The organism is Phyllobacterium sp. CCNWLW109 (assembly GCF_037203905.1).
Classification (GTDB): Bacteria; Pseudomonadota; Alphaproteobacteria; order Rhizobiales; family Rhizobiaceae; genus Phyllobacterium; species Phyllobacterium ifriqiyense.
In genome coordinates this window covers 779,128-804,103 of record NZ_JBBCBK010000001.1, presented here as the reverse complement: position 1 = coordinate 804,103, position 24,976 = coordinate 779,128, and the positions used below count along the sequence as shown (strand labels likewise).

The following is a 24,976-nucleotide window of genomic DNA, read 5'->3' as shown; positions in this document are numbered from 1 at the left end:
TATTGTCAGCGAATGCCCTTGAGACGAGACACTTCCTTGCTCACCCGATCGCCTTCGACCAGTTTGAGCGCTTCATCGCCTTCTTGAGCGGGATTGTGCCGGAATACATACCAACTGCCGCCCAGATTTGGCTTTTGATAGATGACGCCATCCTTTTCCCGATGCAGGAAACATGTGACAGCACCACTTCCTCCCTCTTTACTGGACCACAGAGCCCGCAGGCAGAGTTTTCCTCCGTTGGTAGTATACCAACGTCCCTCGCCATAGGACCATGCTGCGCCCTTACGCGACCATGCAGCAAACTTCTTTTGATCATTGGAAAAGAAACCGCCACCGGTTTTCCATTTCCACGTATGCCCGGCATAAAGCTTTTCGAGCGCCGTGGCCTTCATCGGCGACGCTGCAGTGGCAAGTTTTGCCGTCGCGTCGTCAGTTTCTGCTTTGGATGCAGCGCCGGCATTGCCTGCCAGCAATAGAACGGAAAACGCCGAACTTACGATAATTGAACGGATCGGATACATTTTATTTTCCTGACTAACAGATCGGATCCCGCGAGAGTCTTAAGGCTCCCTCATAGGAATCGCATGAACACAAAGGTGGAAGCGGATCGCCGACAGATAAAATCGTCGAACCGCCATGTGACCGTCGGCGATCAATCCAACGGATGGTTGGCGACGCGCCAATCAGGCCGACCAACATTTCTCGGCCAATTGTAGACTTCACGATCATTGAAGTAGACAACTGCTGTCATGGCAGGAAACTCAGCATGCGGCTTGTTTGCTTCCGCAGCCCAATTGCGAACATACTCGTCATCGCCTTCATAGCCTAACTCCGCGATAGCGATTGGTTTGCCAAATGCTGCCACACGAGCATATCCAGGGCCTGTACGCTCAACAAATGTTGTATCGTGACCGACTTCCAGTTTGTCATAGGGCTGATATCCAAAGACGGACAGACCAATAATGTCGACATATTCATCGCCCGGATAGTAGGCTTCCAAACCTTCCTCTCCTTTCGGCGACCACATATATTTGGCTGACGGGAGTTCTTTTCGGCATACATTGTTTACATGTCTGTATGCCTTTACATAACCATCAGGCTTCCAGAAGGCCCAAGTAAACTGTCCGTCATTATCCTCCATTTCCTGCGCCCAACGAATGGTAACAGGGCTTTTCAATTTCGCTGCAGCTGAGCAGACCGCAGACATGTTTGAGTCATACCGTCCAGCGAGAATCCCGCTAAGCAAATCCTCCGGGCTGACGCGCCAGTCGCGTGCCCACGACCAAGGCTCGACAGTGATCAGCAGCGACCTTCCCCGCTCACGCGCATAAGTGTCTGCGGCACTGAGCGTCGCAAGATCCACGTCCTCCCAAGGAAGAAACAGGTGTTCGATCTTGGAGTTGGTATCATTGGTAAAGTCTCCATGAGGATCATACGCACCTGGCGTCACAGCATCAGCCGCGATGACGGGCCGTTTGTCGTGAAACGGATTGCGGCTATCGATACTTGCTCCTGAGACCCCGCTGGCAGCATAAACGCCACCGGAAACGCACGCACCGCACAACAAAGCTGCGGTTAATTTAAAGAGATGTTTCATCTCCCCCTCCTTTTCTTATTGTTTGGATAATTGTTCCGCGCCAAGCGCGGTTTTAATGCTGTCACGTTTTTGAGAAACGAGATCGGCGGAAATCAGCTTACTCGCTTCATCGTTTTCGCGGGCTTCGGTGTGCCTGAATACATACCATTCACCATCTGGCTCGCGCTTCTGGTAGATTGTTCCATTGCCGACACGATGTGAAAAACAGGACTTGGCCGGAAACGAACCCTGTTTGGAATGCCATGTTGCGTTGAAACACAACAGGCCTGTCTCAGAGATGACCCAACGCCCTTCAGCCCAGGATTCGCCTTTTTCACCATCGGCCCATGCACTGAATTGCCGTCCTGCATCAGTCATATGACCGGCGCCGTCGTCCCACTGCCAGCTCTTGTTTTTATAAAGATTGTAGATTTCGAAAGCCATCATGGGGCGAGTTCCCGGCTGTTCAGACGCTCGCGCTGCAGTCGCTGGCGTGGAAACCCAAGTCAAGGCGCAGACAATTGCTGTTATTGTGCGAAAGCCTGTCCGAATCTTTCCAGTTCTAGCGATTGTCATTGGAAACTCCTGCTATCTCGAGATGAGGCTTTTCCGCTTTGCGTCCTTTATGAATCGCGGCGGAAGTATTTTTATCAAATCGAGCTGTCGTCGATTGACCGATGGCTGATACACGAAACCCAATTCCCTCAGCGACGCCCTGTTCAAAAGCATTTCTGAGGTCGATCAATACTGCCTGACGCATGGTCTGCTTCAGACGTGCAAGATCAATTTTGCGGATGCTATCCCATTCCGTAATGACGACGACCGCATCGGCGTTGTGCGCGCATTCATAGGCATCGTCAAAAAACTCGACATCTGAGAGGATGCGACTGGCATTTTCCATACCCACAGGATCATGGGCGCGAATAACAGCGCCAAAACGTTGCAGGGTTTCGATAAGTGGAACCGAAGGTGCGTCACGCATGTCATCGGTATCGGGTTTGAAAGTAAGACCTAGAACCGCTATCGTTCGGCCTTCGATATCACCGTCCAGAGCATCAACAACCTTCAAGGCCATGCGACGTTTGCGCGCCTCATTGGCGGTGACCGTTTCTTCAACAATGCGGACAGCCACACCATAGTCTTGGGCTGTACGTAAAAGCGCCATTGTATCTTTTGGAAAACAAGAACCGCCATAGCCAGGCCCTGCATTGAGGAAGCTTGTTCCAATGCGCTTATCGAGGCCCATGCCTAGCGCCAATTCACTGACATTACTGCCAACCTGCTCGCAAAGATCAGCAAGTTCATTGATAAAGGTGATTTTTGTCGCAAGAAACGCGTTGGCGGCATATTTGATCAGTTCCGAAGTCCGGCGCTGGGTGACCACGATGGGCGTCTTGCGTGCTTCGAGCGGCGCACTATAAAGTTCCATGAGGACCTTGCGGCCACGCTCATCTTCGACTCCGATCACGACACGGTCTGGCTCGAGAAAGTCACGGATAGCGACGCCCTCACGCAAGAATTCAGGATTGGACGCAACTGAGAAAGTGCCGGTTTTGCGCACCGACTCAATGATCTTTTGCACAACATCTCCGGTTCCCACCGGGACCGTTGATTTGATGACCACGACAGCATCGTCATCAATGAGTGGCGCCAGTTCCCGAGCGGCCATGTAAACGAAGGACAGATCGGCATCCCCGTGGCCAGCGCGCGGCGGTGTGCCCACTGCAATGAAAATAATCGATGCCCCCGCCAACGCTTCCGCTAGATTACATGTAAATCTTAACCGGCCCGCCGCTGAATTGCGTTCCACCAACTCGTCCAGACCCGGCTCGTAAATCGGTACGATTCCGCGTTCCAAATTGTTTATTTTCTGTGCGTTCTTATCGACGCATACCACCTCGTGGCCCCAGGCGGCGAAGCAAGTCCCGCTGACCAATCCAACGTAGCCTGTTCCTATGACTGCGATTTTCATGTGTTGACTGCCTTTACTGTTGTTTCAAGTTGTTGCGGTCGTTGGTGCGCCAACGCGGATTGAATATGGTCTTGTGAACATCGCGTCCGCCGACACCTGCGCCGGCAACGGCAAAGCGGTCATCAAATAGAGAGAAGCTTTGGGTTCCCCATGCGAGCGCCTCAACGCCATCGCGGCCCCGTTCAATGGTTGCAAAGCTTGGCAGAGCCAGAAGAGCAAGAAGGCTTGCCGCAACCGCCGGGCGATAAACTCGCGTACGGTAACGGACGGTGTTCTCCCGCGCATGCTGCAAAACGATAACAAACAGGAGCAACGCATAAATCACGGCGTTGATGATGGCGAACACATAGAAGCCACGGCTGCTGTCACTTGCATCTGGGATGAGTATTACTGGCAGGATGGAGAGAACCGCCAAGAACCCATAAGGAGCCAGAACACGGAATGGCAGTGGATCGACTTCGGAAGCTCCCTTCGGCGTGACGCGGAAATCCACGAATGAGCCGGTTGACCAATCCCGAAGTGCCGCCAGGGTTCCAGCGAGCGCCCATGGCCAGCGCGCAAACAAGAACAAGGTCATTTCCATGCTCAGTATTTTTGCATCATACGAGCGGAACGTGCCAGACGCGCGCCAGCGATAAGCCAGAACAATCAGCATGATCGCCTGAGGCAGAAAATGGTCCAGGAAGGCAGGATAGGTGACTGCAACGAAGCTGTCTCCTACCATCAGCGCAATGATCGGCAAGACAAACATTAACGCCATGAAAAGGGAAAATAGCGGATACCAGAACTGCGAGAACAAAAACTGGAACTTCAATCGCGGCGGTAACTTGCCAACCAATTTTGGTGAATACTGGAGCAGAATCATCATGAGACTGCGCGACCACTGAAACTCCTGCGTGATGAGATCGGCAAAGGTGCGCGGCCCGTCACCATGTGCAATAGCGTCAAGTGCATGCACGCCGCGCCAGCCATAGGCATTCATCATCAGTGTGGTCGAGTGATCCTCTGCCAATTCCGGTCCAAGACCGCCAATTTCTTTAAGTGCCGCCGTGCGCACCGCATAGTGCGAACCGATGCAAAGCGGAGCCAAACCATTATTGTAACCAGCCTGCAATGATCCGTGCATGCTGGCTTCAGCATAAAGTCGGCCGCGCGCTGACCAGCTCTCACGCGCATTGCGATCGCAAATGCTGGGCGCTGAAACATAGCCTACAGCCTCATCGGCAAAGGGGCGCAGCATGTGGAACAGATAGTCTGCCTCGGGTACGTGATCCGCATCGAGTTGCACTACGAAATCGTAAAAATCATAACCGTAATGGTCGTAAAAGAAAGCGAGATTACCTTCTTTGCAGCGCGTGCGTCGCGGCCAAGTTTGGCGATGGTAGTCCTCGCGTCCCTTACGTGTGGAAACAAAAACACCATGTTTTTCGCACCAAGCGAGCGTTGCAGGAGATGGATCCTCATCGGCAAGCCATGTGTCATGCGGAACATCTTGAGCCAGCATGGCGCACAAAGTCTCGGCCACAATTTCAAAGGGTTCCGACGGCGCCTTGGTCACCACCATAGCGATGCGGCTTAGCGCCGGTAGCTTCAACGGACCATTAGGGCGACGTGCCCGAAAAAACAGAACGATGAAGTAAGCAGGCAATAATGTTACCCAGGCCAGAATGGCCGTAACCAGAATTGAGCCCGCAAGATTTACATGATTGGCAGGATCAAACCACCAGTACCAAAAGTAACAAAGCGCTGCAGCCCACAACAGTGCCCCGAACAAATACTCCGCCCGCCGCCAGCCGGTAAAAACGGGAACCATCAAAGGCTCATCTGGGGCCGCCTCAAATATTGTCCGATGGGCTTTCATGCCAGCACCTTCAAGCCGAAGAAGGGCGCAGCGGTGCGGATGATCGTATCAAGATCGGAGTAAAACGTCTGAAAACCTAGCTTTTCTGCTGCAAGTGCTGGATCAGCATAAAGCGCCGGAGGATCGCCAGCACGACGAGCACGCATTTCAACGGGTACGTTGCGTCCCGTCAGACGCTTGATCGCGTCGAGAATGTCCTTGATTGACGTTCCGTGTCCAGTGCCGAGATTGATTGCGAGATTGCTACCGCCGTTGACCAGATGTTCGACTGCCAGCACGTGCGCGCGCGCTAGGTCGGCGACATGGATGTAATCACGAATGCAGGTGCCGTCAGGCGTGTCATAATCACTGCCAAAGACTTCTAAAAAGTCGATACTGCCCGCTGCAGCCATCATGGCTCGCGGAATGAGATGCGTTTCCGGATCATGTTTCTCGCCGATTTCGCCGTCGATGTCCGCCCCGGAGGCATTGAAATAACGCAGCGCCACATATTGCAGGTCATAGGCAGCCGAATAATCGGCGAGCATTTGCTCCGCAATCAGCTTGGTTCGGCCATAGGGATTTATGGGGTGTTGCACCTCGGCTTCACGAATGGGCAATTGATCGGGGATACCATAGGTTGCACAGCTCGACGAAAAGATGACATTGCGTGCACCTGCGAGACGGCAAGCATCCAGAAGCGACTGCGTCCCGCTAACATTATTGCGATAATATTTAGCCGGGTTCTCGACGGATTCACCGACATAGGCAGAGGCGGCGAAATGAATTACGGCGATCGGGTCGTGATCTTCGATAACGTCGGTAAGCCGCTGCGTGTCGAGAATGTCACCTTCTATGAAGGTGCCCCAACGTATGGATGCAAGATGCCCTGTCGAGAGATTGTCATAAACCACAGGGCTGTAACCCTGCCTCGACAGCAGCTTGGCGGTGTGACTTCCAATAAAGCCTGCTCCGCCAACGACGATGACGTTCTTTGCGTTCATCATGCCACCTCCGCAAGTTCCCCATTGGGTCTGACGAGCTGGCGTTCGAAATAGGTTATTGTCGATTTCAGACCTTCCGTCAGCGCAATTTTCGGCGCCCACCCGAGGTCCCGCTCCGCCAACGTAATATCAGGACGGCGTTGGCGAGGATCGTCTGTAGGAAGAGGGTGATAGACGATTTTGGATGAGGAGCCTGTCATCGCGACAATCTGCTCGGCCAATTCACGCACGGTGAATTCACCAGGATTACCAATATTAACCGGCGTATGAATGGCGCGAGGGCTATACATCAACCGGCTAAAGCCATCAATGAGATCGTCAACGTAACAGAAGGAACGGGTCTGAGATCCGTCACCATACACGGTTATATCTTTACCCCGAAGCGCCTGTGTGATGAAATTTGATACGACTCGCCCATCATCGGGACGCATGCGTGGTCCGTAGGTATTGAAAATGCGCACGATACGGATGTCGACACCATGTTGTTTATGGAAGTCGTAAAAAAGGGTTTCGGCACAACGCTTGCCTTCATCATAACAGGAGCGCGGGCCGAAAGAATTGACATTGCCCCAATAGCTCTCTGGCTGTGGGTGCACATGCGGGTCGCCATACACTTCCGAGGTAGAAGCTTGAAAAATCCGGGCCTGATAACGAGCGGCGAGTTGGAGAAGATTCAGTGAACCAATCACATTGGTCTTCATCGTATGGATTGGATCTGCTTGATAGTGCGGCGGTGACGCCGGACAAGCGAGATTGTATATTTCGTCGACCGGAAGATCGATCGGATCAATGATGTCGTGGCGCACATAGCTGAACGTGTCAAAGCGCAGCAGATGACGGATGTTTTCCAGTCGTCCTGTAGAGAAATTATCGACACAGACTACCGTCCGGCCTTCCCTCAGCAAAAGATCACAAAGGTGAGATCCCAGAAACCCAGCACCGCCAGCGACAAGAACCCGCGCTTTTGAGGCACGATCAGAAGGAAAGTTTGATGAATTGAACACGATACCCACAGAGCTCTCCCAACATTTGCGGCGGATAGCTTTAATTATCGTGTAGGCCCCCTCCTATCGATATCGAGGAATCCGGAAACTATTCAATACGTCCATATTTGCATGTGCTGCGGGCATTAAGCATGAATTAGATGGCCAACGGATGTGGCGACGCGCGCGCATACAAAGGCTGCCAAGCCTTGCGGGAATACTTGTTCATTCCTGGTTCAGGATCTGGCGGGCATCAAAAAGGCAATCGATTGACTTGGTGCGGAGGAATTCACATGTGCTACATGAAAGAGAAAGTTCTCTATGTAAAATTCCTAAAGCGGCAACTTAAATCTATGAACAACTCAAAGTAAAATGACAGCGGAACATGCGACAACTAGATTTCCTGATCCTTTCACTTGGTGTTTTTGAGTTTGTTTACTGTCTGCGTGATAGGGATGGCGTGTGAAGCGATCTTTCAAGATGACGAACCCTGCAGATTTGGCAGACGAGCTGAGACACCTACGCAATATCTACCATCGTAGTGATAGGTGGCGGCGTTCGAACTTCGCGTCTCGGCTGGGAGGCAGTAATGTCTGACAATGGTGATAATTCCCAACCAAAGCAGACGTCGATGGAACGACGTCGTTGGCCACGCGTGACGGAATATCCCGTCGGCGAAGATGACTTGAAAACGCCTGCGTTGCTTCCATTGCGTTTTGAGACGGAAAAATTAACGGCACGCGAGCAATTTCCTGCCTGGCAGGAATATATGGCCCCACTGGCCGATACGCGTCTGCCGGATGATGTTGATCTAGCAGACGGGTTTGTCGCTCGACAAATTGTGTGGAATTTGGGCGGCATGTTGTTCCTGCAGCAAACTGCACCAGCTTTCAGTTATGAACGCTCGCCGGATACGGTACGATTCAGTTCAATTGACCATTGGCAGATCACACTCCTTCGTGCCGGTCGCACCTGGACCGGCGTTAATGGACGGGTTGCACAAAATGAACCGGGAATGATTGAAATACGGTCACTCGGCCATCCGTTCAGCGGGCGTGCGTTGGCATCGGATTCGCTAAGCCTGATTATTCCGGTCGACGTGTTTGCCGTTCGAGGCGGCCTGACGACGGCAAGGAACAACATCGTTTTAGGGGGACATCGAGCCAGACTTTTAATTGACCATATGTCGAGTGTCGAAGCCAATCTTGATCGTTTCACTTATGATGATCTTCCGAGTGTCAAGGAACGCCTTCAAGAGATGGTGTTTGATGCAATCACTCCTTTGGTAGACCATGATGGCGCCACCGATCAGATTTCGCAAATTGGATTGATAACGCGAGCAAGACGCTTCATTTTGAACAATCTTGCCTCGCCTGAATTGACGCCGGATGCTCTTGGACGGGAACTGGCGATCTCGAGAACACGGCTTTACGAACTTTTCGAAATGTCCGGCGGCGTTGCGAACTATATTCGGCGGCGACGCCTGTCTGCAGCACATGCCATGTTGGCGGATCCCACAGATACAAGAAAAATCGCCGAAGTTGGTTTGGCAATCGGCTTTGATTCAGCTGCGAACTTCAGTCGCGCCTTTACGCAGCAATTTGGCTATAGCCCTAGCAATATACACAAGCGAGCGTCAATGGACCCCACGCGCCCGGTTTGGCAACCGGACAAGCAGCCAGAGATCACATTCGAAAGTCTGTTGCGAACACTCGGGCTGTCATGAACGGGACCGGCTGACCTGCAGCACGACAGCAACCTTATACATCTGCAATTGCTGGAGATTGCCGATCCAATGATTCCTCACCGACCATAATGGAACCATGCTCGCGTTCACCACTTCTATATTCTAGCGAATATTTTTGGAGCGTAGGATGGACACCGGCAATCTTCAAATACAGGGCATATGCCTTGCTATAGCTTCCCTGAATAAGCTGCTTATCGCCAAGGGCGTACTTTCAGACGGTGAAATTGACACCGCTCTCCAGGCTGCAGAAGTTGCAGCCTCCAGCGACGAGCGTTTTTTTGAGAGCCTCACGCCTCCCCAGCGCGATGCAGTCACTTTCCCAATCAGGTTTCTTCAAGAAGCCAATCAACGCGGTGACGATCTGTCTTTCAGCGCCCTTGCCAAAGCAGTGGGCGAAAACAAGAAGCCGTATAACGATCAAATCTAATTTCCAAGAGGAAGCGATGCAAAACGACCCAACAGTACCGATACCAAATCTCGTCGACATTACCGCCCGCTCGGAGACGCCTCTCACCGACGAAGTACTTGGCAAAGTCGATGAGCCTCTCACTGATCGCCGCGGCGCAGATACTGAACTTGGGTTTCGCCTGACAGCTCTGAAACATGAGATAGAGCGCTTAAAGGAATCGGCAATGCTTTTATCGTCCGGCGCCAGAGATATTGTGGTTGATTCACCGTCATTGGCACAGGAAGAACTCAGGAGCCGTATTCGAGCTAACCCTCTGCCATACATGGCTTATGCTGCAGGCGCGGCTTTTCTTTTAGGCAGGTACTTATCACGCTGATGGAATCGTCTTGAGCAAAACCACAGGGGAATATGCATGGCAAAGATTATGGAAACTATCGTCAGGCAAAGCGCGGAGCACCGTAATCAAAGGACGGTGGGATTTATCACCGATGATGCAAATCACGTCGAGGTAGGTTTGGAACACCCCAGCGATCTGGTCGATAGCGAGATTATCGCACGAGCAAGACAGTTGCTGGTGCAGTACTCACGCCTGATGACAGCAGCACCGTCGCATACTGGAGAAGCCGAACAACCAGCAGGTCCAGTCCCACCCGCGGATCCTCTCCTGAAAGACTATCGGCCAGATGGTGAACTGGTTCCTGTTCCGCTGGAAGGAATGATCGAGCCGGGTTCACGTGATAACGACAATGAGGAGGCCGAAATGCAAATTCTAGGTACATTGGTAACGCCAGATGCAACGGAAGGGCTTACACGGATAGAATTCCTTGGCGAAGGCAGAGAATCTGTCGTTGTTACAGTTAAGGGCACGCAGGGCGATGATGGTGATGCACTCATCGCAAGGGCCAAGGCGATGCTGGTACAAATCGCAGCATTCGGAGAAGCCGCCGAACCCGCACCACAAGGCAGACGTACAGCTGGACGGGCAGAGGATGCCGACACGCTGAATGAACAGTTGGATGAGGGACTGGAGCAAAGTTTTCCCGGGAGCGATCCGATCTCTGTCACCAATACATCCATTCCGGGGCAACCCAAGCCCGCGTGAAAGCTGGAATGCAAGCCGTCAGTGCTGTCACCCGTCGCTGTCGGCGAACCGGACTGTCTATCGCGAACTGGTGCCGCCCTTCGTTGCCACGATGGCGTAGCGATGTTGCGTGACACGCGCCACGCCTTTCCAGAAGCCAAGATGCTTGGCCTGGGCGCGAAATATCCGGCGCAGATTGCTGTCAATCTGAACCGATTCGAAGCCAGCTTCGACCAATAGCTCGGCAACTGCGCCAGCCCGTGCACCCTTTGAGAAATGAACGCGCGAAAGAATGTTCCGGTGAGTTTCTAAAAGCTGGGGTGACATTTTCGCAGTTTCTGCAGAAGCAATGCCCAGTCGCTGGAAGAATGTGGAGAGTTTCGTCACGATCTGTTCCTTGAGGCTGACGTTTACGAAATCGCCATCAACGATTAGGAGCTGACCGCCCGGTTTGAGAATTCGGTACCATTCTGCAAACGCAGCTGTCGGATCAACCAATGTCCAAACCAGATGACGATTTGTGATGACGTCATAGTGGCTGTCTGGCTCCATGGTATTTTCTGCATCGCCCAGTCTGAACGTTATGTTCCGTCCCCTGGTCGCTACTTTCTCGCGAGCCCGCTTTAGCATCGGCTCGGCCCAATCCATACCGGTTACCGAGAAGCCGAGGTCGTCAAGCAGATGGCATACCACTGCCGTTCCGCATGCAAGGTCCAAAGCCGCTCGACCTTCACCGCGCCCCAGATGCCGGGAAATCAAATCATGCCATGCCGTCCGCTCTTTTTCCGAAAATATCTCGTGACCGGGCGACAAATCGAAGGTTGATGCACGCTCCGACCAGTATGCTTTGATTTCGTCCCGCAGATTATAGTTTGTTCCATCGACAAGGCCGTTTGCCATCTGTGTCCCGTACCGCATCAAGTGCTAATGTTTCGAATGGCATATCTTATATGTTGACTTGCGAAGTCATAAAATAATAGAACGCCTGAGTTTTCATGGAGTACGGGCGATGCGTTTGTTTGGCAAGGTGGCTTTTGCCGCCATGGGTTGGTCTGTGATTTTGTCGAGCGCGGCGCTCGCAGACAAAATATCGATTAAAGACATTACCGGTCGTAATGTGGAGGTCAATGTTCCTGTCGAGCACGTCATTTTAGGTGAAGGTCGACAGGTATATTTCACGGCAATCCTGGATCGTGACAATCCATTCAAGCGTGTCGTAGGCTGGCGCGACGATTTACCCAAAGCCGATCCCGAGAGTTATTCGGCCTACCTGGAAAAAGATCCTTCAATTGCCAAGATTCCGACTTTCGGCGGCATGAAAGACGGGACATTTGACGTCGAGCAGGCTGTCTCCTTGAAGCCTGACGTCATCATCATGAATGTTGATGCCAAGACCGCCACCGAAGAGGCCGGATATATTGAAAAGCTTGGCAAGGTAGGTATCCCGATCGTCTATATCGATTTCCGCGAAAAGCCGATGGAAAATACCGAAGCAAGCATCCGTATTATCGGCAAGCTTTTCGGTAAAGAAGATAAGGCCGAAGAGTTCGTCAAATTCCGGGCTGACAACATCGCAAAGGTTACGGATGTGCTGGCAAAGGCCAATGCCCCGAAGCCCTTGGTATTTATAGAGCGCGCTGGCGGCTATTCGGATGATTGTTGCATGTCGTTCGGCAATGAGAACTTCGGCAAGATGGTTGAAACGGCTGGCGGCATTAACATGGCGAAGGATATTATCCCGGGCACTTTCGGAAACGTCCACCCTGAACAGATTATCGCGTCCAATCCCGATCAGATCATTATTACGGGCGGCAATTGGGAGGGTTACGTGCCTGGCGGTAACTGGGTCGGCGTAGGCTACGGTGCCGACGAAAAGGAAGCACGGCGCAAGCTTGATGCCCTGACAAAACGCCCTGCATTCACGGGTGTCAAGGCTGTCAAAGAGGGCAATGTTCACGCCATCTGGCATCAATTCTACAATAATCCCTATCAGTTCGTCGCGATTCAGGAAATTGCGAAATGGCTGCATCCAGATCTTTTCGCAGACCTCGACCCAACGGCGACATTCAAGGAGCTGCACACGCGCTTTTTGCCGCTTGATTATAAGTCCGGTTATTTTGTTTCGCTTAAAGACGGGCAATAGATCGGATGGTTGCTATTATCGCCGAGAACCCCGCGCATACGGGGCAGGCAGCATATCGAATGTTGGTTCTACGCCGCACAGTGCTTATTGCTCTGTTGGTCGCAGGCCTATTTCTGAGCGTGTCCGTTGATATGGCTCTTGGGCCTGCGAATTATTCGCTTTCGGAGGTATTGGCGACCCTTTTTAGTCCCTTCGCCGCTACCGACCAGCTTCGTGTGGTTATATGGGACATACGCATGCCGATTGCGCTCATGGCGCTGACGGTGGGTGCCTCGCTTTCCGTGGCTGGCGCACAAATGCAAACAATCCTTGCCAACCCACTTGCCAGCCCCTTTACCTTAGGCATCTCGGCCGCAGCTGGCTTTGGTGCGGCGCTCGCACTAGTCGGAGGGGTCGCCGTGTTTCCGCTGGCGACGCAATTCATGGTGCCGATCAACGCTTTCTTGATGGCTATGCTCGCAGCCTTGTTTATCCATTTTGCCTCTACAATGCGCGGCGTTGCCGTGGAAACAATTGTGCTGCTCGGGATCGCGTTGGTCTTCACATTCAACGCGCTTCTATCACTGCTCGAATATCTTGCCTCCGAACAAGCATTGGCGGCTGTGGTGTTCTGGACGATGGGTAGCCTGACCAAAGCAACCTGGCCCAAAGTCGCGATAACCGCTGCCATCGTAATTGTCGTCATGCCCCTCTTTGCAAGACGTGCCTGGGCGCTGACGGCATTGCGTCTGGGAGAAGACAAGGCAGCAAGCCTTGGCATCAATGTGCGTCGCTTGCGTCTGGAAACCATGATGACAGTCAGCCTTCTGGCAGCCATTCCCGTTTCGTTCGTCGGTACCATCGGTTTTATTGGCCTGGTGGGACCTCATATTGCGCGTATGCTGGTCGGTGAAGATCAACGCTTCTTTCTTCCCGCTTCCGCCCTCTGCGGGGCACTTCTCTTGTCGGCAACGTCAGTTGTAAGCAAGACATTGATACCTGGCGCCATGCTGCCGATTGGGGTCATGACAGCTTTGGTCGGCGTGCCGTTTTTCTTCGTGCTCATTTTCACACATCGGAAGAAGTCATGGTAAGCATTGCGCTGGAACAGCTGGGTGCGCAATATGGCAAGCATAAAGTACTTGCCGATGTCACCACCGATGTTTTGAAGGCTGGCAGTATGACCGCTGTTATCGGGCCGAATGCCGCGGGCAAGTCAACGCTATTCAAACGCATTGCCGGTCTTATCTCCGGAGCAGGTCTGGTTCACTTGTCTGATACAGAAAAAGGTTCGGAAACGATCTGCTACATGCCTCAGGATACCGGAGCCAATGCGGTTTTAACTGTCTATGAGTCCATACTACTGGCCGCCAAGCAGGGTTCCGGCTGGAAAGTCCACGACAGGGAACTTCGCGAGATCGACCATATCCTAGCGGCGCTCAAGATCGAAGCGCTCGCCTTCAAGGGTCTTGGCGAACTATCAGGTGGACAGCGTCAGCTTGTTTCGATTGCACAGGCCTTGATCCGCAAACCCGAGGTGTTGCTGATGGATGAGCCCACTTCAGCGCTTGACCTTTTCAGACAGGTCGAAGTTCTTGGTTTCATGAAGAACCTTGCTGCGCAATCGGGGCTCACAGTCATGATCGCGTTACACGATCTCAACCATGCTCTGCGCTATTGCGACCAGACGATCGTGATTGCTGATGGCTCAATGATTGCAAGCGGGCCGACTCATGACGTGATATCGGAAGTACTTCTTCGTGATATCTATCGCGTCGAGGCGCGCATTGAGAACTGTTCCAAGGGAAGGCCTATGGTTATTGTCGATGGGGCCGTGGTTTGACTGCGGAGTAATTTCTGGCCTGTGACGAACTCCAAACTGCGCACAATCGCGCGCAGAACCACGGATGCGAGAGCGGTAGGAGCTTAATTCAGCAGTCTGCTTTCACGAAGTCGCGTTACTGCCAGCTCCACGAAGGCCCTTACCTTTGCTGGAGCCTGGCGCCCCTCGGGATGAAGAACGTGAATGGGCAGCGGCGCTTCCTCATAATCGGCAAGCACAATTTGCAATTTTTCTTCCAATAAGGCTGGGCCAATCTGATAATGGAGCACGCGCGTAAGGCCGAAACCGGCCGCTGCGGTTGTGATGGCCGCCTCGTTTGTATTGGATTGTAACCATGTCTGTATGGTTACCCGTTGATCATTGGCGAAGCGCCACTCCGGCGATGCCCAGGCGCCTGTCGAAGCAATAATGCGATGATCCTTGAGGTCGGCAGGCGTCGACGGAATACCACGCTCCCTGAAATACGCTGGAGCTCCACAAACGACCCGCCGCACCAAACCGACTTTGGTTGCCGAAAAGCCTGAGTCTGGAAGATGGCCAATGCGAACCGCAACGTCGATCCCCTCTTCAACGATGTTGACCGGACGATCGACAAAAAGAATGCGGCCGTTGACCGCCGGATAGCTGCCGAGATACTCGTGCATTATTGGAAGGACATACATCTGACCGAACAGCATTGATGCGGTAACAGCGAGTGTCCCCGACGGTTTCGCATAGGAACCCGCAGCTGCGGCCTCTGCCTCGACTATGTCAGACAAAATTCGGCGGCAATCTTCCAGATAGCGATTTCCCGGCTCTGTCAGCTTTACTGAACGTGTGGTGCGAACAAAGAGCCTTGCACCAATTATATCTTCTAGAGCAGCCACTGCACGCGTTACGGCCGGTGGACTCATGTGCAATTGACGTGCTGATTCAGCAAAACTTTCGGTCTCTGCCACTTTTACAAATATTCGCATTGCCTGCCAACGGTCCACCATCTACCTCGTCCTTCGAGTAATCACGAAGGATCGTGCAAGAACTAACGGTTGGGTACAAGTGTGCGAGGCAGCACATCACTGAAATAATGAAAATGCCACCCGTATGGGCCACCGAGGAGTCTTAAAGCGCGATCTGTAATCCACCAGCGCCTTCATTTCCGACAGATGCCGGATAGGCACTGCATATCAGGACCTCGCCATCGCCTATCGCAGCTTCCGGAGGCTTTTTGTATGCCACGTTTCCTTTGACAAGTTTAGTCACGCAAGTTCCGCAAGTTCCGCTCCGGCAGCTAAATTCGGGAGTCAGACCCCGTGCTTCGGCAAGTTCCAGCAGCGTTCCGCTTTCAGGGAGCCATCGGGTTTCCTTGGCAGATTCAGTAAAAATGACCGGTACGGAGACCGTCGAGGGAGCCAGACTTTCATTTCCGTCTACCCTATATGCATCCGCTTGTCTGGAGATTGATCCGGGACCGAAGCTCTCGGCAAAAATGCGTTTGTCAGGCACATTCAAGGATCGCAAAGCAGAGTAGGTGTCCTGCATGAAAGCGGACGGCCCGCACAGATAGAAATCGAAATCGTCGAAGGGCAAAACTTTTTTAATCAGCTCTATATTGATGCGCCCCGCTTCATCGAAGTCGACGCCGTGCGTCGCATCTTCGGTCGCTGAAAGGACTTTTACGAGACGAACTGCTCCATTGGCTTCGAACACCAAATCCGCAAGCTCGGCGCCAAACCCTTGCTCGGCCTTTGTGCGAGCGGAATAAATCATCCAGGTTTTGCGCATTCTCTGTTTTCTCCGACCCTCATAAACAAGGTGCCGAAGCATTGCCAACATTGGCGTGATGCCAATACCAGCTGCCAACAACACAACTGGTCGTGGCTCCAGTGGATCAATGGTAAAGCCGCCCGCAGGTGTGCGAGCCTCTATGATAGATCCAACTTTCAATTGATGCAGAACCCCGGATATCCGGCCATCCTTTTTCACACTGATCCGGTACACTCCGTCCGATGGTGCAACCGAAAGCGTATATGTCCTGATAAGAGGGGCGCTTTCTTTATCGATGGAAATGCGTACAGGAAGATGCTGGCCCGCGGCGTGAGGAATCAACCCTGCCCCGTCGTTCGGCGAAAGATAAATGGACTTTATAACCGAACTTTCATCGACGATCCGATCTACTCTAAAAGGCCGCCAGGCCTTCGCAAGTTCGGTGGCCCTCTGGCGATTGGCTGCTTGGTGCCAATCACCTGTCATCGTTGAAAAGGGGCTTTCACCATTTCGTCGGGTTGCCCAGCGCAGTGGCAGCGCCTCGCGTCTTCTCACAATGCGTTCGGGGCGAAAATTCCATAATCGTTCAGCGCCCTGAAAGGCGGCAATTTCGGGAGAATCGAGAATGACCTCGGCTCGCCCACTCATCTGCAAAACTTCCCCTCTATCAAAGCTTGCAAACACCAGTCCGGCGCGACCATTCAAGGCAATGTTGCCCAGCGTGTTGAAGAACAGATTGCCATTAAAATCGGGAATCGTGAGAAGACCATCTGGTCCGATACGAACGAAACCAGGTTTTCCGCCCCGATGCGATACGTCGACCTGGCGATTGCCTTCGACCTGTGCATAAGAGGCAACAAAAAACGTATCCGCCTTCAAGATCAGATCTCTGGCTTCCTCATCAAGCCCGTCAAGCACTTCCGCAGTGGTGTGGAATTCAACGGCTGGATCACGAACGAACTCATAATCCCGATACTGGATATACCGGGGGCAATTCCCGAAACTATGCACAACTTGAAGATCGATTTGCGCGTCAGTGCAGTTGGCGACGATACCGTTCAGCCGGTTTCGGCGTCGCGTATGAAGTTCTATGCCCAGAATACCAATGGAATCCCCATCATTCATACCGAAAACGGCCGGATCACCGGGATCGCGGAGGGCAGCAATTTTAAGACTGTGCTCATTTGTGGCGCTCATGAACCCGGGCTTACCTGCCAAAAACGTAGCCCATGGATCACCATTGCCATCTACGGCACCGACAACCACAAAAGGCAGTTGTGGATAAAAATTCCGGTGCTGTTCGATCAAGCGGTCCCGGATGAATCGCCGCCCAATATCTTCCATTTTATCCAAAACACCGACAGCGTTCTGGAGTTTCTTTTCGCCTTGGTGCCATGGCGATACCGCCAGCTCATATACAACTTGGCCGTTGACCGACATGGCTCTCTCCTTTTCCCTCAGGCGGCAAAACCGACGGGCGTTTTGGCAAAATCAACAAAACCGGGAAGCGCTTCAATACGCTGTAGCCAAGCGCGCAAGTTTGGGTATGCAGAAAGGTCAACATTTCCTTCAGGCGCACGGGCAGTGTAGCTGTAGATAGCAACGTCCGCGACCGTAATATGATCGGCAGCCAACCATTTCCTGACAGTTAGTTCCCCTTCGAGAACCTTGTAGAGTGCGTGCGCGCGTCCGATGACTTCTTCAGCATTGAACTTTGCTCCGAATACTGTGATCAGTCGGGCCGCCGCAGGACCGAAGGCAAGTTGCCCAGCTGCAACAGAGAGCCAGCGCTGAACTCTGGCACCGCCAACCGCATCTTCTGGAAACCAGTCGGTTTTGCCAAGCTTCCTGGCGACATAGACCAGAATTGCGTTGGAGTCCGAAATGACCGTTTCACCGTCTACAAGGACAGGGACCTGTCCGAAGCTGTTGAGCTCGAGAAATTCCGGCTTTTTATGTTCGCCTTTTGCCAGGTCAACCTCAATCAACTCAAAGGATTGGCCAAGGAGAGATAGAAAAAGTCGGGCCCGGTGCGCATGGCCGGAAAGGGGATAGAAATAAAGCTTCATGACGATGTCTCCGTTTGTAAAGCGATTCCATACCGACCGCCTTCAACGGGAAAAATGCACGAGCTGTTCAATCAGGAGAAGACGGTTTTAAGGAAAGGCAGTGTTCCACAAAATGGTAGCAATCGGCGAGGTCGTTTTGCCCGGTTGCAAGCCGTGATGACTGTGCTCGATGCAAGCGTCAGCCAAAGAAACCTAGCAATTAGCGATAACACAGCGCCGGAAGTCCTGCCCGCTTGCCGTTGCGTAGGTTTAATAAAATGGCCGCTCGTTAAGCGGCCATTTGGGATTTTTTGACCTAGGCAGCTTTAGCCACGTCGTTGCTGTGCCTGATCTCCGTGCCAAGCACTTTAAGACATTCTCTGATGAAGGCCGCAAGCGCAGTCCATCCTTTAGCGGATACCATTGTACCATCGACATAGGCTTCTGTGGGCGAAAGATCGATATAGGTGCCGCCCGCTAAAGTGACTTCAGGTTCGCAAGCTCCAAGTGCTGCAACCTTCTTGCCACGAACAACGCCATCCACGGCGATTAGTATTTGAACGCCGTGACAGATTGTGAAGATCGGTTTTTGTTTCTCGTGAAAGTGCCGGACAATAGCCTGGACGCGCTTGTCTGTACGGATGTATTCCGGGCCGCGACCGCCAGCGGCGTATACTGCGTGGTATTGGTCAAGCTGCGTTTCGGCCTCTGAAAACGTCTTGTTGATCGTAAAGAAATGTCCAAGCTTTTCGGTGTAAGTCTGGTCGCCCTCGAAATCGTGCAGCGACGTTTTGATGAGGTCGCCTGCCTTCTTGTCTGGACATATGACGTGAACCGTATGCCCGACCGCTTCCATCGCCTGCTGATAAACGAATATTTCGTATTCCTCGGTAAACTCGCCTGTCAGCATAAGTATTTTCTTGCCTGCCATGTCTTGCTCCTCTTATCTCATGCATTGGGACGGCACATGCCGCCCGGTTCATCGTTGTTGGTTAAAACGGAGAATCGGGGAAGTAGTATTCCTTTGCATTCTCTTGTGTGATCAGTGGTGCATCGAGCTTGACGGTCCCGCGAACGGGCGCCTGACCAACGAGATTGGCTATTGTCATATAAATTGCGGTCTTGATCATTGCGGGCGGGTATGGTGTTTCGACCGGAGTCATCGCGTCACCATCCATAACCTTCTTTACAATATCCTTCATGCCATTCCCGCCGAGTGCAAGTTTGATGTCCTTGCGCCCGGATTCCTTCACCGCCTCAAGCACGCCGAGCAGCATGTCGTCATCGTTTGCCCAGACTGCGTCGATTTGAGGATATTTGGCGAGGTAGTCCTGCATCAGCTTGAACGCTTCATCGCTATTCCAGTTTGCATACTGAATATCCAGAACTTTCAGCTCTGTGTCTTTAATGGCGTCATTGAAGCCCTGGATCCGTTCGTCATCAATAACTGTTGGAATTCCGCGAAGAACAACGAGGTTGCCCTTGCCCCCTAGTTTTTCAATCATGTACTTTGCCGTGTTTCGACCAACCGCGATATTGTCACCAGCAAGATATAGATCCTGTATAGAGGCATCGCTCAAACCCCGATCAACGACGGTAATAAACGTTCCGGCATCTTTGACCGCCTTGACCGGTGTGGTCAGTTCTTCCGAAGAATACGGCAGGATTACAAGCGCATCGAGCTTTCGACCGGCGGACAGATCCTCCAGGGCACTAACTTGAGCCGCGGCCGAGGGCGACGTTTTGACAACGACTTCCACGTCCGGAAATGCGGTGTTAACTTCCTTTGCGGCAGCTTGGGCATGGTAGACAACACCGGCAGTCCAGCCGTGGTCAGCCGCCGGTATTGAGACCGCGATCACTTTCTTATCGGCAGCCAGCGCCTGACTTGCGATCAGAATGACGCCTATGGCTACAGGGGCAATCCATCTACTCTTAAACATACATTCCTCCCAGAATTGGACCTGAAGTTAATGATCCGCGTGGTCCCGACGCGGATTATTTTGAGAACCTTTGAATGAGCATAGCGATGATAATGATTACGCCTTGAACGCCTGCCACCAGATATTCAGAGACGAAATCCGACAGCACCATCAAATTAGCTATGAGTTCGAGGATTACAGCACCTGCGACCGTGCCCCATACGTGGCCTTTACCACCACGCAGGGCCGTTCCACCGATGACGACGGCAGTGATAACCTGAAGTTCCCACAGGACACCCGTTGTTGGTGTTGCAGCGCCAAGGCGCGGAACGTAGCATATCGCTGCAATTGCTACGCAAGCGCCTTGCATTGCGTAGGCGATCGTGCGTGTTTTGACTATTGAGATACCGGAGTAGCGCGCGACGTCTTCATTTGCCCCAACCGCAGCGCACTTGCGCCCATACTTCATCTTGTAGAGAATGAAGGACGCCACAGCGGCCACCGCAATTGAGATCAGGATTGGCAGCGGTATCCCCCCTACCGTACCGAAGTAAACAGGGCGGTAGGCCTCACGCAGGCTCCGATCAATCGGGATCGTCCCGCCGTCGGACATGTAAGTAATCAATGCCCTGAAGATACCCATTGTGCCGAGCGTGGCGATGAATGGCTCGATTCTCCCTACCGTAACGATCAGACCGTTCATCAGACCACAGCCGGTTCCCACGATCACGGCCACGGCCATCCCGGCGGGAATTGCCCAAACTCCCCACTCTGGTGCCATACTATTCATGAACATTATAGTGATGCCCGTGATGAACGCCGCCATCGCACCCACGGAAAGGTCCAATCCCCCTGAGGAAATTACAAATGTTGCGCCGACCGCTATAATGGCAATGAAAGCACTACGCGTGATGACATTCCCCAGGTTCGTAGCGGAAAGAAAGTCGGGGTTGACGAGGAAGCCGACCACCAGGAGTGCCAGGAGTGCCAAAAATGGCCCAAAATCGGTCCAGCCGATATTCCAGTCCCGCTCCTGCCGAAGTGCTGCTGAGCCTGTAATAACACTCATGTCATTCCTCCCTGCTCGCCGCTGTCGTCACATCACTGGTTGCCAGCAGCGCAATTTCATGTTCCGTCATCTTCTCGCCTGTCACCTCGCCGGTAATGCGTCCCTCCCGCATCACGAGAACTCGATCACAGATGCCAATTAGTTCCTGCATTTCGGAAGAAATGACGATGCAAGTTTTGCCCTCTTCCGCCAGGCGCTGGATGAATGCGTAAATCTGCGCCTTGTTTGCAATATCTATGCCCCGCGTGGGCTCATCGATAACAATGATTGACGGATTGGTGAGGAGTACTTTTGCAAGCAGCAATTTCTGCTGATTGCCTCCGGAAAGTTGCCCCGCCTTTACGCCAAGGCTCTTGAGCCGGATATCGTAATCTTCCACGGCTTTAACGAGGGCGGCTTGCTCACGAGCTTTGCGCATCATCAGGCCTGGATGAAAGCGTGTGAGTGCGGAAAGTGTCAGATTTGGCGCGAGCTTTTCGTTGAGCAAAAGTCCCTTACCTTTGCGGTCTTCGGTAAGGTATCCAATACCTCCATCCATGGCAGCGCGCGAATGACGGATATCGATGATACGGCCATTCAGCACGACAGATCCATGTGCCGGTCGCAAACCCATGATGCCTTCAAATACTTCCGTCCGCCCAGCACCGATCATGCCTGCAAAACCCAGGATTTCTCCCTTGTGTGCAGTGAAGAAAATGTCCTTGGCGTAGCCCGACACGACCAGATCCCGGACTTCCAGTGACGGCACGTTCGAAGCTTTGATGCGTTTGACTGGATAAAGCGCCGCCAGATCGCGCCCGACCATAAGGCGGGCCATGTCCATTTGCGTCAGACCTTGAGCAGGATAGGTTCCAACCATCTTGCCGTCCCGCAACACGCTTACCTGATCAGCGATCCGCTGCACTTCATCGAGACGATGGCTAATATATAGAACTGCGGCACCCTGCTCTTTTATCTTCAGGATAATTCCCAGGAGTCGCTCTACCTCATCTCCGGTCAAAACCGCAGTAGGTTCGTCAAATATAACAAGTTTATAGTCATCAAGAAGTGCACGCGCGATCTGAACAAGCTGCCGATCGGCAAGCGCGATGTCACGAACCAGCGCATTAGGCGATACCCGGCATCCCAATTCCGAAAGTTTTTCGGCAGCTATGCGGCGCATGGATTGATCGTCGACCATTCCATTCCACATAAGCTCACGTCCGAGGAACAGATTCTCGGCAACAGTTAGTCCTTCTGCAAGCAGGATTTCCTGGTGAACGAGAACAATTCCTGCCTGCTGTGCATGTTCGGGCCTTGAGAACCTGACGTCGTAACCGGCTATAGAGAGCGTTCCTGCAGTTGGCTCCGCATATCCTGCAAGCAATCGCATAAAGGTTGATTTTCCTGCGCCATTTTCTCCGATGATGGCATGAATTCTGCCGGGTAGCACATCAAGCCAGACATCGGACAAGACCGTGACTGGACCATAATCTTTTGACATCCCTTTGGCTTGCAGAACCGGTCCACAAGTATCGCCACCGGCTGCCTCATCGCTCTCCTGTTGAAATCTTGAAGCAGCGAACATTGGCCGGCCTCAGTCGAATGCCGGGAGCAGACGATCACGCGAATGCTGGAGGTGCATACGCATTGCCTGTTTTGCAGCAGAAACGTCACCTGCTGCAAAGGCTGCGAGCAACGCTTCGTGCTCATCCAAAGCTTCTTCGGTTACGCGGGAGTGGAACATCAGACGGAAAATATGAAAATGTGCGTGCTGGTGATTGAGTGTCTCGCGGATAAGCTCGTTCCCAGCAAACTCCATGATCTTGTCATGAAATACTGAGTCCTGACGGGCGAATGTCGAGTAACGGATGCGCTCGTCCGTGCCGTCTCCGCGCCCCATGACACCCGCCGCTTCCTGAAGTGCTGCAAGCTTCGTCTCATCCATCACGGCGGCAGATTTCGCCGCACCATCCGGCTCAAGCAGCAGGCGCAGTTCGTACAGTTCGTCAAATCTGCGGCGGGTGATCTGCGGTGCAGCGCTATAGCCGATCAAGTGGGTCTTCACCACGAGCCCCTCTCCTTCGAGCCTGCCGAGCGCTTCCCTGATCGGCGTCTGCGAAACGTTCAACTCACGCACCAAATTATCGACGGTTATGCGGGCTCCCGGCGCGATTTTCAGTGACATTAACTGTGCAAAAATGGCGTCATAAACGCTTCCCGCCAAGCTGTTGCTTCTTTGGATGAAACCACTTTGATCAGGTGCTTCGGTTAGGATCATAGAATTTTTCTTCTGCATAAGTTGCCTCTTGACATAGACCCTCACTAGCATGATGGTTCCGTATATGCAATCCCATATCCTATACGATTTTATATCCCCTTTATGTAAATGCCTCCAAGGAAATGGACGATGACCCTTTTTGCTGCACTTCGGCTCCCCAGTGAAATTCTCTTTGGCAAAGGACAGCGCCATGCTTTGCCGATGGTTGCCGCAAGACTTGGAAAGCGAGCGCTGATCTGCACCGATGAGCGGTTCGCAGCGACGGCGATATTTGCGCAAATCCACGAGGCGCTAAACGCAGCCTCTATAGAGGTCTTGATCTACGACGCGGTTCAGCCGGACGTGCCAAGTGAGACGGTGTCGCTTTGCGTCGATGATGCGCGGGAGTTTGGTCCTGACATGGTAATCGGCATTGGCGGCGGAAGCTGTCTGGACATGGCAAAGTGCGCGGCTCTCCTGCTCAGCCATGGCGGGGAACTGGAGGATTATTATGGCGAGTACAAGGTTCCCGGCCCTGTTCTTCCAGTCATTGCCGTTCCAACGACGGCTGGAACGGGATCTGAAGTAACGCCGGTTGCAGTCATCTCCGACTCTGGGCGGACCCTTAAGGTTGGAATATCCAGTCCCTACCTGGTCGCAACAACGGCCATTTGTGATCCGGAACTAACAATGACCTGCCCGCCCGGTTTGACAGCAGTTGCTGGCGCGGACGCCCTCACCCATGCCATCGAGGCTTTTACAGCAGTTCCCCGCTGCGCGGATCACACATTGGCGCAGAACCACGTCTTCATCGGCAAAAGCGCACTGACCGATCATTTTGCATTACTGGCAATCAAGCTGCTGGGCCGCAGTTTGGAAAAGGCCTGCAAGGATGGGTCGAATGAAGATGCAAGAGCAGATGTGATGATGGGCGCACTGGCAGCTGGCTGCGCGTTCGGCACAGCAGGAACTGCCGCAGCCCATGCAATCCAGTATCCCGCCGGAGCACTCACGCACACGGCTCATGGCCTCGGGGTGGCAACCATGATGCCTTACGTCATGAATTATAACAAACGTGTCTGCGCCGCTGAAATGGCCGAGATCACCACAGCTCTCGGCCTCGCCAGTGGCTCGGATATTGAAGAGAATGCAAAAATTGCAATCGAAGAAATCCGCAGGCTTTTCGCATCGATCGGCATAACACCCACGCTGGCTGACCTTGGTCTGCCTTTAGACAAGCTCGATTGGACTGCCGAGCAGGCGTTCGGTATCGACAGATTAATCAAAAACAATCCCCGAACCTTCGATCTGGACGCGATGAAACGTCTTGTAAGAGCAGCCTATGACGGCGACTTCGCCGCTTCTGCCATTTAATCAC

At 52.9% G+C, this 24,976-nt stretch carries 24 protein-coding genes; 8 read left to right on the top strand and 16 right to left on the bottom strand.

The window, feature by feature from the left end:
* Positions 1-5 precede the first annotated feature (5 nt).
* From V9K92_RS03965 to V9K92_RS03935, 7 genes are all read right to left on the bottom strand, one after another.
* Positions 6-521 (bottom strand): DUF995 domain-containing protein, encoded by a 516-nt coding sequence (locus V9K92_RS03965; RefSeq protein ID WP_115054874.1) that lies wholly within the window; start codon positions 519-521, stop codon positions 6-8.
* Between the two features lie 131 nt (positions 522-652).
* The gene (locus V9K92_RS03960) at positions 653-1,597 is read right to left on the bottom strand and encodes a glycoside hydrolase family 26 protein (RefSeq protein ID WP_307276944.1); all 945 of its coding nucleotides are present in this window, start codon (positions 1,595-1,597) and stop codon (positions 653-655) included.
* Between the two features lie 15 nt (positions 1,598-1,612).
* Positions 1,613-2,152 (bottom strand): DUF995 domain-containing protein, encoded by a 540-nt coding sequence (locus V9K92_RS03955; RefSeq protein WP_115054872.1) that lies wholly within the window; start codon positions 2,150-2,152, stop codon positions 1,613-1,615.
* A complete protein-coding gene (locus V9K92_RS03950) occupies positions 2,139-3,548 on the bottom strand; it encodes a UDP-glucose dehydrogenase family protein (protein ID WP_337353325.1) in 1,410 nt (469 codons plus the stop codon). Before V9K92_RS03950 ends, V9K92_RS03955 begins: the two co-directional genes overlap by 14 nt.
* Positions 3,549-3,561: 13 nt before the next feature.
* Entirely contained in the window at positions 3,562-5,409 is a 1,848-nt protein-coding gene (locus V9K92_RS03945) for a glycosyltransferase family 2 protein (protein ID WP_337353324.1), read from the bottom strand.
* Positions 5,406-6,392 carry a UDP-glucose 4-epimerase GalE gene (gene galE / locus V9K92_RS03940; protein WP_337353502.1) on the bottom strand — a complete coding sequence of 329 codons (987 nt, stop codon included), beginning with the start codon at positions 6,390-6,392 and terminating at the stop codon, positions 5,406-5,408. Before galE ends, V9K92_RS03945 begins: the two co-directional genes overlap by 4 nt.
* A complete protein-coding gene (locus tag V9K92_RS03935; protein ID WP_115054869.1) occupies positions 6,392-7,405 on the bottom strand; it encodes an NAD-dependent epimerase/dehydratase family protein in 1,014 nt (337 codons plus the stop codon). The genes galE and V9K92_RS03935 overlap by 1 nt, the downstream gene beginning before the upstream one ends.
* A 559-nt stretch (positions 7,406-7,964) precedes the next feature.
* Here V9K92_RS03935 and V9K92_RS03930 point away from each other — a divergent pair.
* The 4 genes from V9K92_RS03930 (at position 7,965) to V9K92_RS03915 (ending at position 10,633) form a co-directional block, all read left to right on the top strand.
* A complete protein-coding gene (locus tag V9K92_RS03930; protein ID WP_337353323.1) occupies positions 7,965-9,101 on the top strand; it encodes a helix-turn-helix domain-containing protein in 1,137 nt (378 codons plus the stop codon).
* Between the two features lie 148 nt (positions 9,102-9,249).
* Positions 9,250-9,549, top strand: coding sequence for a hypothetical protein (locus tag V9K92_RS03925; RefSeq protein WP_337353322.1), 300 nt, complete (start codon positions 9,250-9,252; stop codon positions 9,547-9,549).
* A 16-nt stretch (positions 9,550-9,565) separates the two neighbouring features.
* Entirely contained in the window at positions 9,566-9,907 is a 342-nt protein-coding gene (locus V9K92_RS03920) for a hypothetical protein (protein ID WP_337353321.1), read from the top strand.
* Positions 9,908-9,943: 36 nt separating this feature from the next.
* Complete coding sequence (locus V9K92_RS03915; protein WP_337353320.1) at positions 9,944-10,633, top strand: hypothetical protein; 690 nt, start codon at positions 9,944-9,946, stop codon at positions 10,631-10,633.
* A gap of 57 nt (positions 10,634-10,690) precedes the next feature.
* On the opposite strand, the gene V9K92_RS03910 is transcribed toward V9K92_RS03915, so the two are convergent.
* A complete protein-coding gene (locus V9K92_RS03910; RefSeq protein ID WP_337353319.1) occupies positions 10,691-11,512 on the bottom strand; it encodes a class I SAM-dependent methyltransferase in 822 nt (273 codons plus the stop codon).
* A gap of 109 nt (positions 11,513-11,621) precedes the next feature.
* On the opposite strand from V9K92_RS03910, the gene V9K92_RS03905 reads away from it, so the two are divergent.
* Genes V9K92_RS03905 through V9K92_RS03895 form a run of 3 tightly spaced genes read left to right on the top strand, consistent with a single transcriptional unit; the run spans position 11,622 to position 14,577 of the window.
* The gene (locus tag V9K92_RS03905; protein WP_337353318.1) at positions 11,622-12,755 is read left to right on the top strand and encodes an ABC transporter substrate-binding protein; all 1,134 of its coding nucleotides are present in this window, start codon (positions 11,622-11,624) and stop codon (positions 12,753-12,755) included.
* A 5-nt stretch (positions 12,756-12,760) separates the two neighbouring features.
* Positions 12,761-13,828: an iron chelate uptake ABC transporter family permease subunit gene (locus V9K92_RS03900; protein WP_115054864.1), complete on the top strand. Its 1,068-nt coding sequence runs from the start codon at positions 12,761-12,763 to the stop codon at positions 13,826-13,828.
* Positions 13,822-14,577 (top strand): ABC transporter ATP-binding protein, encoded by a 756-nt coding sequence (locus tag V9K92_RS03895; RefSeq protein WP_336441356.1) that lies wholly within the window; start codon positions 13,822-13,824, stop codon positions 14,575-14,577. Before V9K92_RS03900 ends, V9K92_RS03895 begins: the two co-directional genes overlap by 7 nt.
* 83 nt (positions 14,578-14,660) lie before the next feature.
* Here V9K92_RS03895 and V9K92_RS03890 read toward each other — a convergent pair whose 3' ends face one another.
* The 8 genes from V9K92_RS03890 to V9K92_RS03855 all read right to left on the bottom strand — a co-directional run bounded on the left by V9K92_RS03890 (position 14,661) and on the right by V9K92_RS03855 (position 23,619).
* The gene (locus V9K92_RS03890; RefSeq protein ID WP_115055104.1) at positions 14,661-15,551 is read right to left on the bottom strand and encodes a LysR substrate-binding domain-containing protein; all 891 of its coding nucleotides are present in this window, start codon (positions 15,549-15,551) and stop codon (positions 14,661-14,663) included.
* 124 nt (positions 15,552-15,675) lie between these two features.
* A complete protein-coding gene (locus V9K92_RS03885) occupies positions 15,676-17,760 on the bottom strand; it encodes a 2Fe-2S iron-sulfur cluster-binding protein (RefSeq protein WP_337353317.1) in 2,085 nt (694 codons plus the stop codon).
* A gap of 17 nt (positions 17,761-17,777) precedes the next feature.
* A complete protein-coding gene (locus V9K92_RS03880) occupies positions 17,778-18,389 on the bottom strand; it encodes a glutathione S-transferase family protein (RefSeq protein ID WP_337353316.1) in 612 nt (203 codons plus the stop codon).
* A 295-nt stretch (positions 18,390-18,684) separates the two neighbouring features.
* Positions 18,685-19,299 carry a DJ-1/PfpI family protein gene (locus tag V9K92_RS03875; protein ID WP_115054859.1) on the bottom strand — a complete coding sequence of 205 codons (615 nt, stop codon included), beginning with the start codon at positions 19,297-19,299 and terminating at the stop codon, positions 18,685-18,687.
* Between the two features lie 61 nt (positions 19,300-19,360).
* Entirely contained in the window at positions 19,361-20,311 is a 951-nt protein-coding gene (locus V9K92_RS03870; RefSeq protein WP_115054858.1) for a substrate-binding domain-containing protein, read from the bottom strand.
* A gap of 55 nt (positions 20,312-20,366) precedes the next feature.
* Positions 20,367-21,359: an ABC transporter permease gene (locus V9K92_RS03865; protein WP_336441352.1), complete on the bottom strand. Its 993-nt coding sequence runs from the start codon at positions 21,357-21,359 to the stop codon at positions 20,367-20,369.
* Position 21,360: 1 nt separating this feature from the next.
* Positions 21,361-22,842 (bottom strand): sugar ABC transporter ATP-binding protein, encoded by a 1,482-nt coding sequence (locus V9K92_RS03860; RefSeq protein WP_337353501.1) that lies wholly within the window; start codon positions 22,840-22,842, stop codon positions 21,361-21,363.
* A 93-nt stretch (positions 22,843-22,935) separates the two neighbouring features.
* Positions 22,936-23,619 carry an FCD domain-containing protein gene (locus tag V9K92_RS03855; protein ID WP_162802627.1) on the bottom strand — a complete coding sequence of 228 codons (684 nt, stop codon included), beginning with the start codon at positions 23,617-23,619 and terminating at the stop codon, positions 22,936-22,938.
* Positions 23,620-23,748: 129 nt separating this feature from the next.
* Between V9K92_RS03855 and V9K92_RS03850 the strand changes: the two genes are divergently transcribed.
* Positions 23,749-24,972, top strand: coding sequence for an iron-containing alcohol dehydrogenase (locus V9K92_RS03850; protein ID WP_336441351.1), 1,224 nt, complete (start codon positions 23,749-23,751; stop codon positions 24,970-24,972).
* The last annotated feature ends 4 nt before the right edge of the window (positions 24,973-24,976 follow it).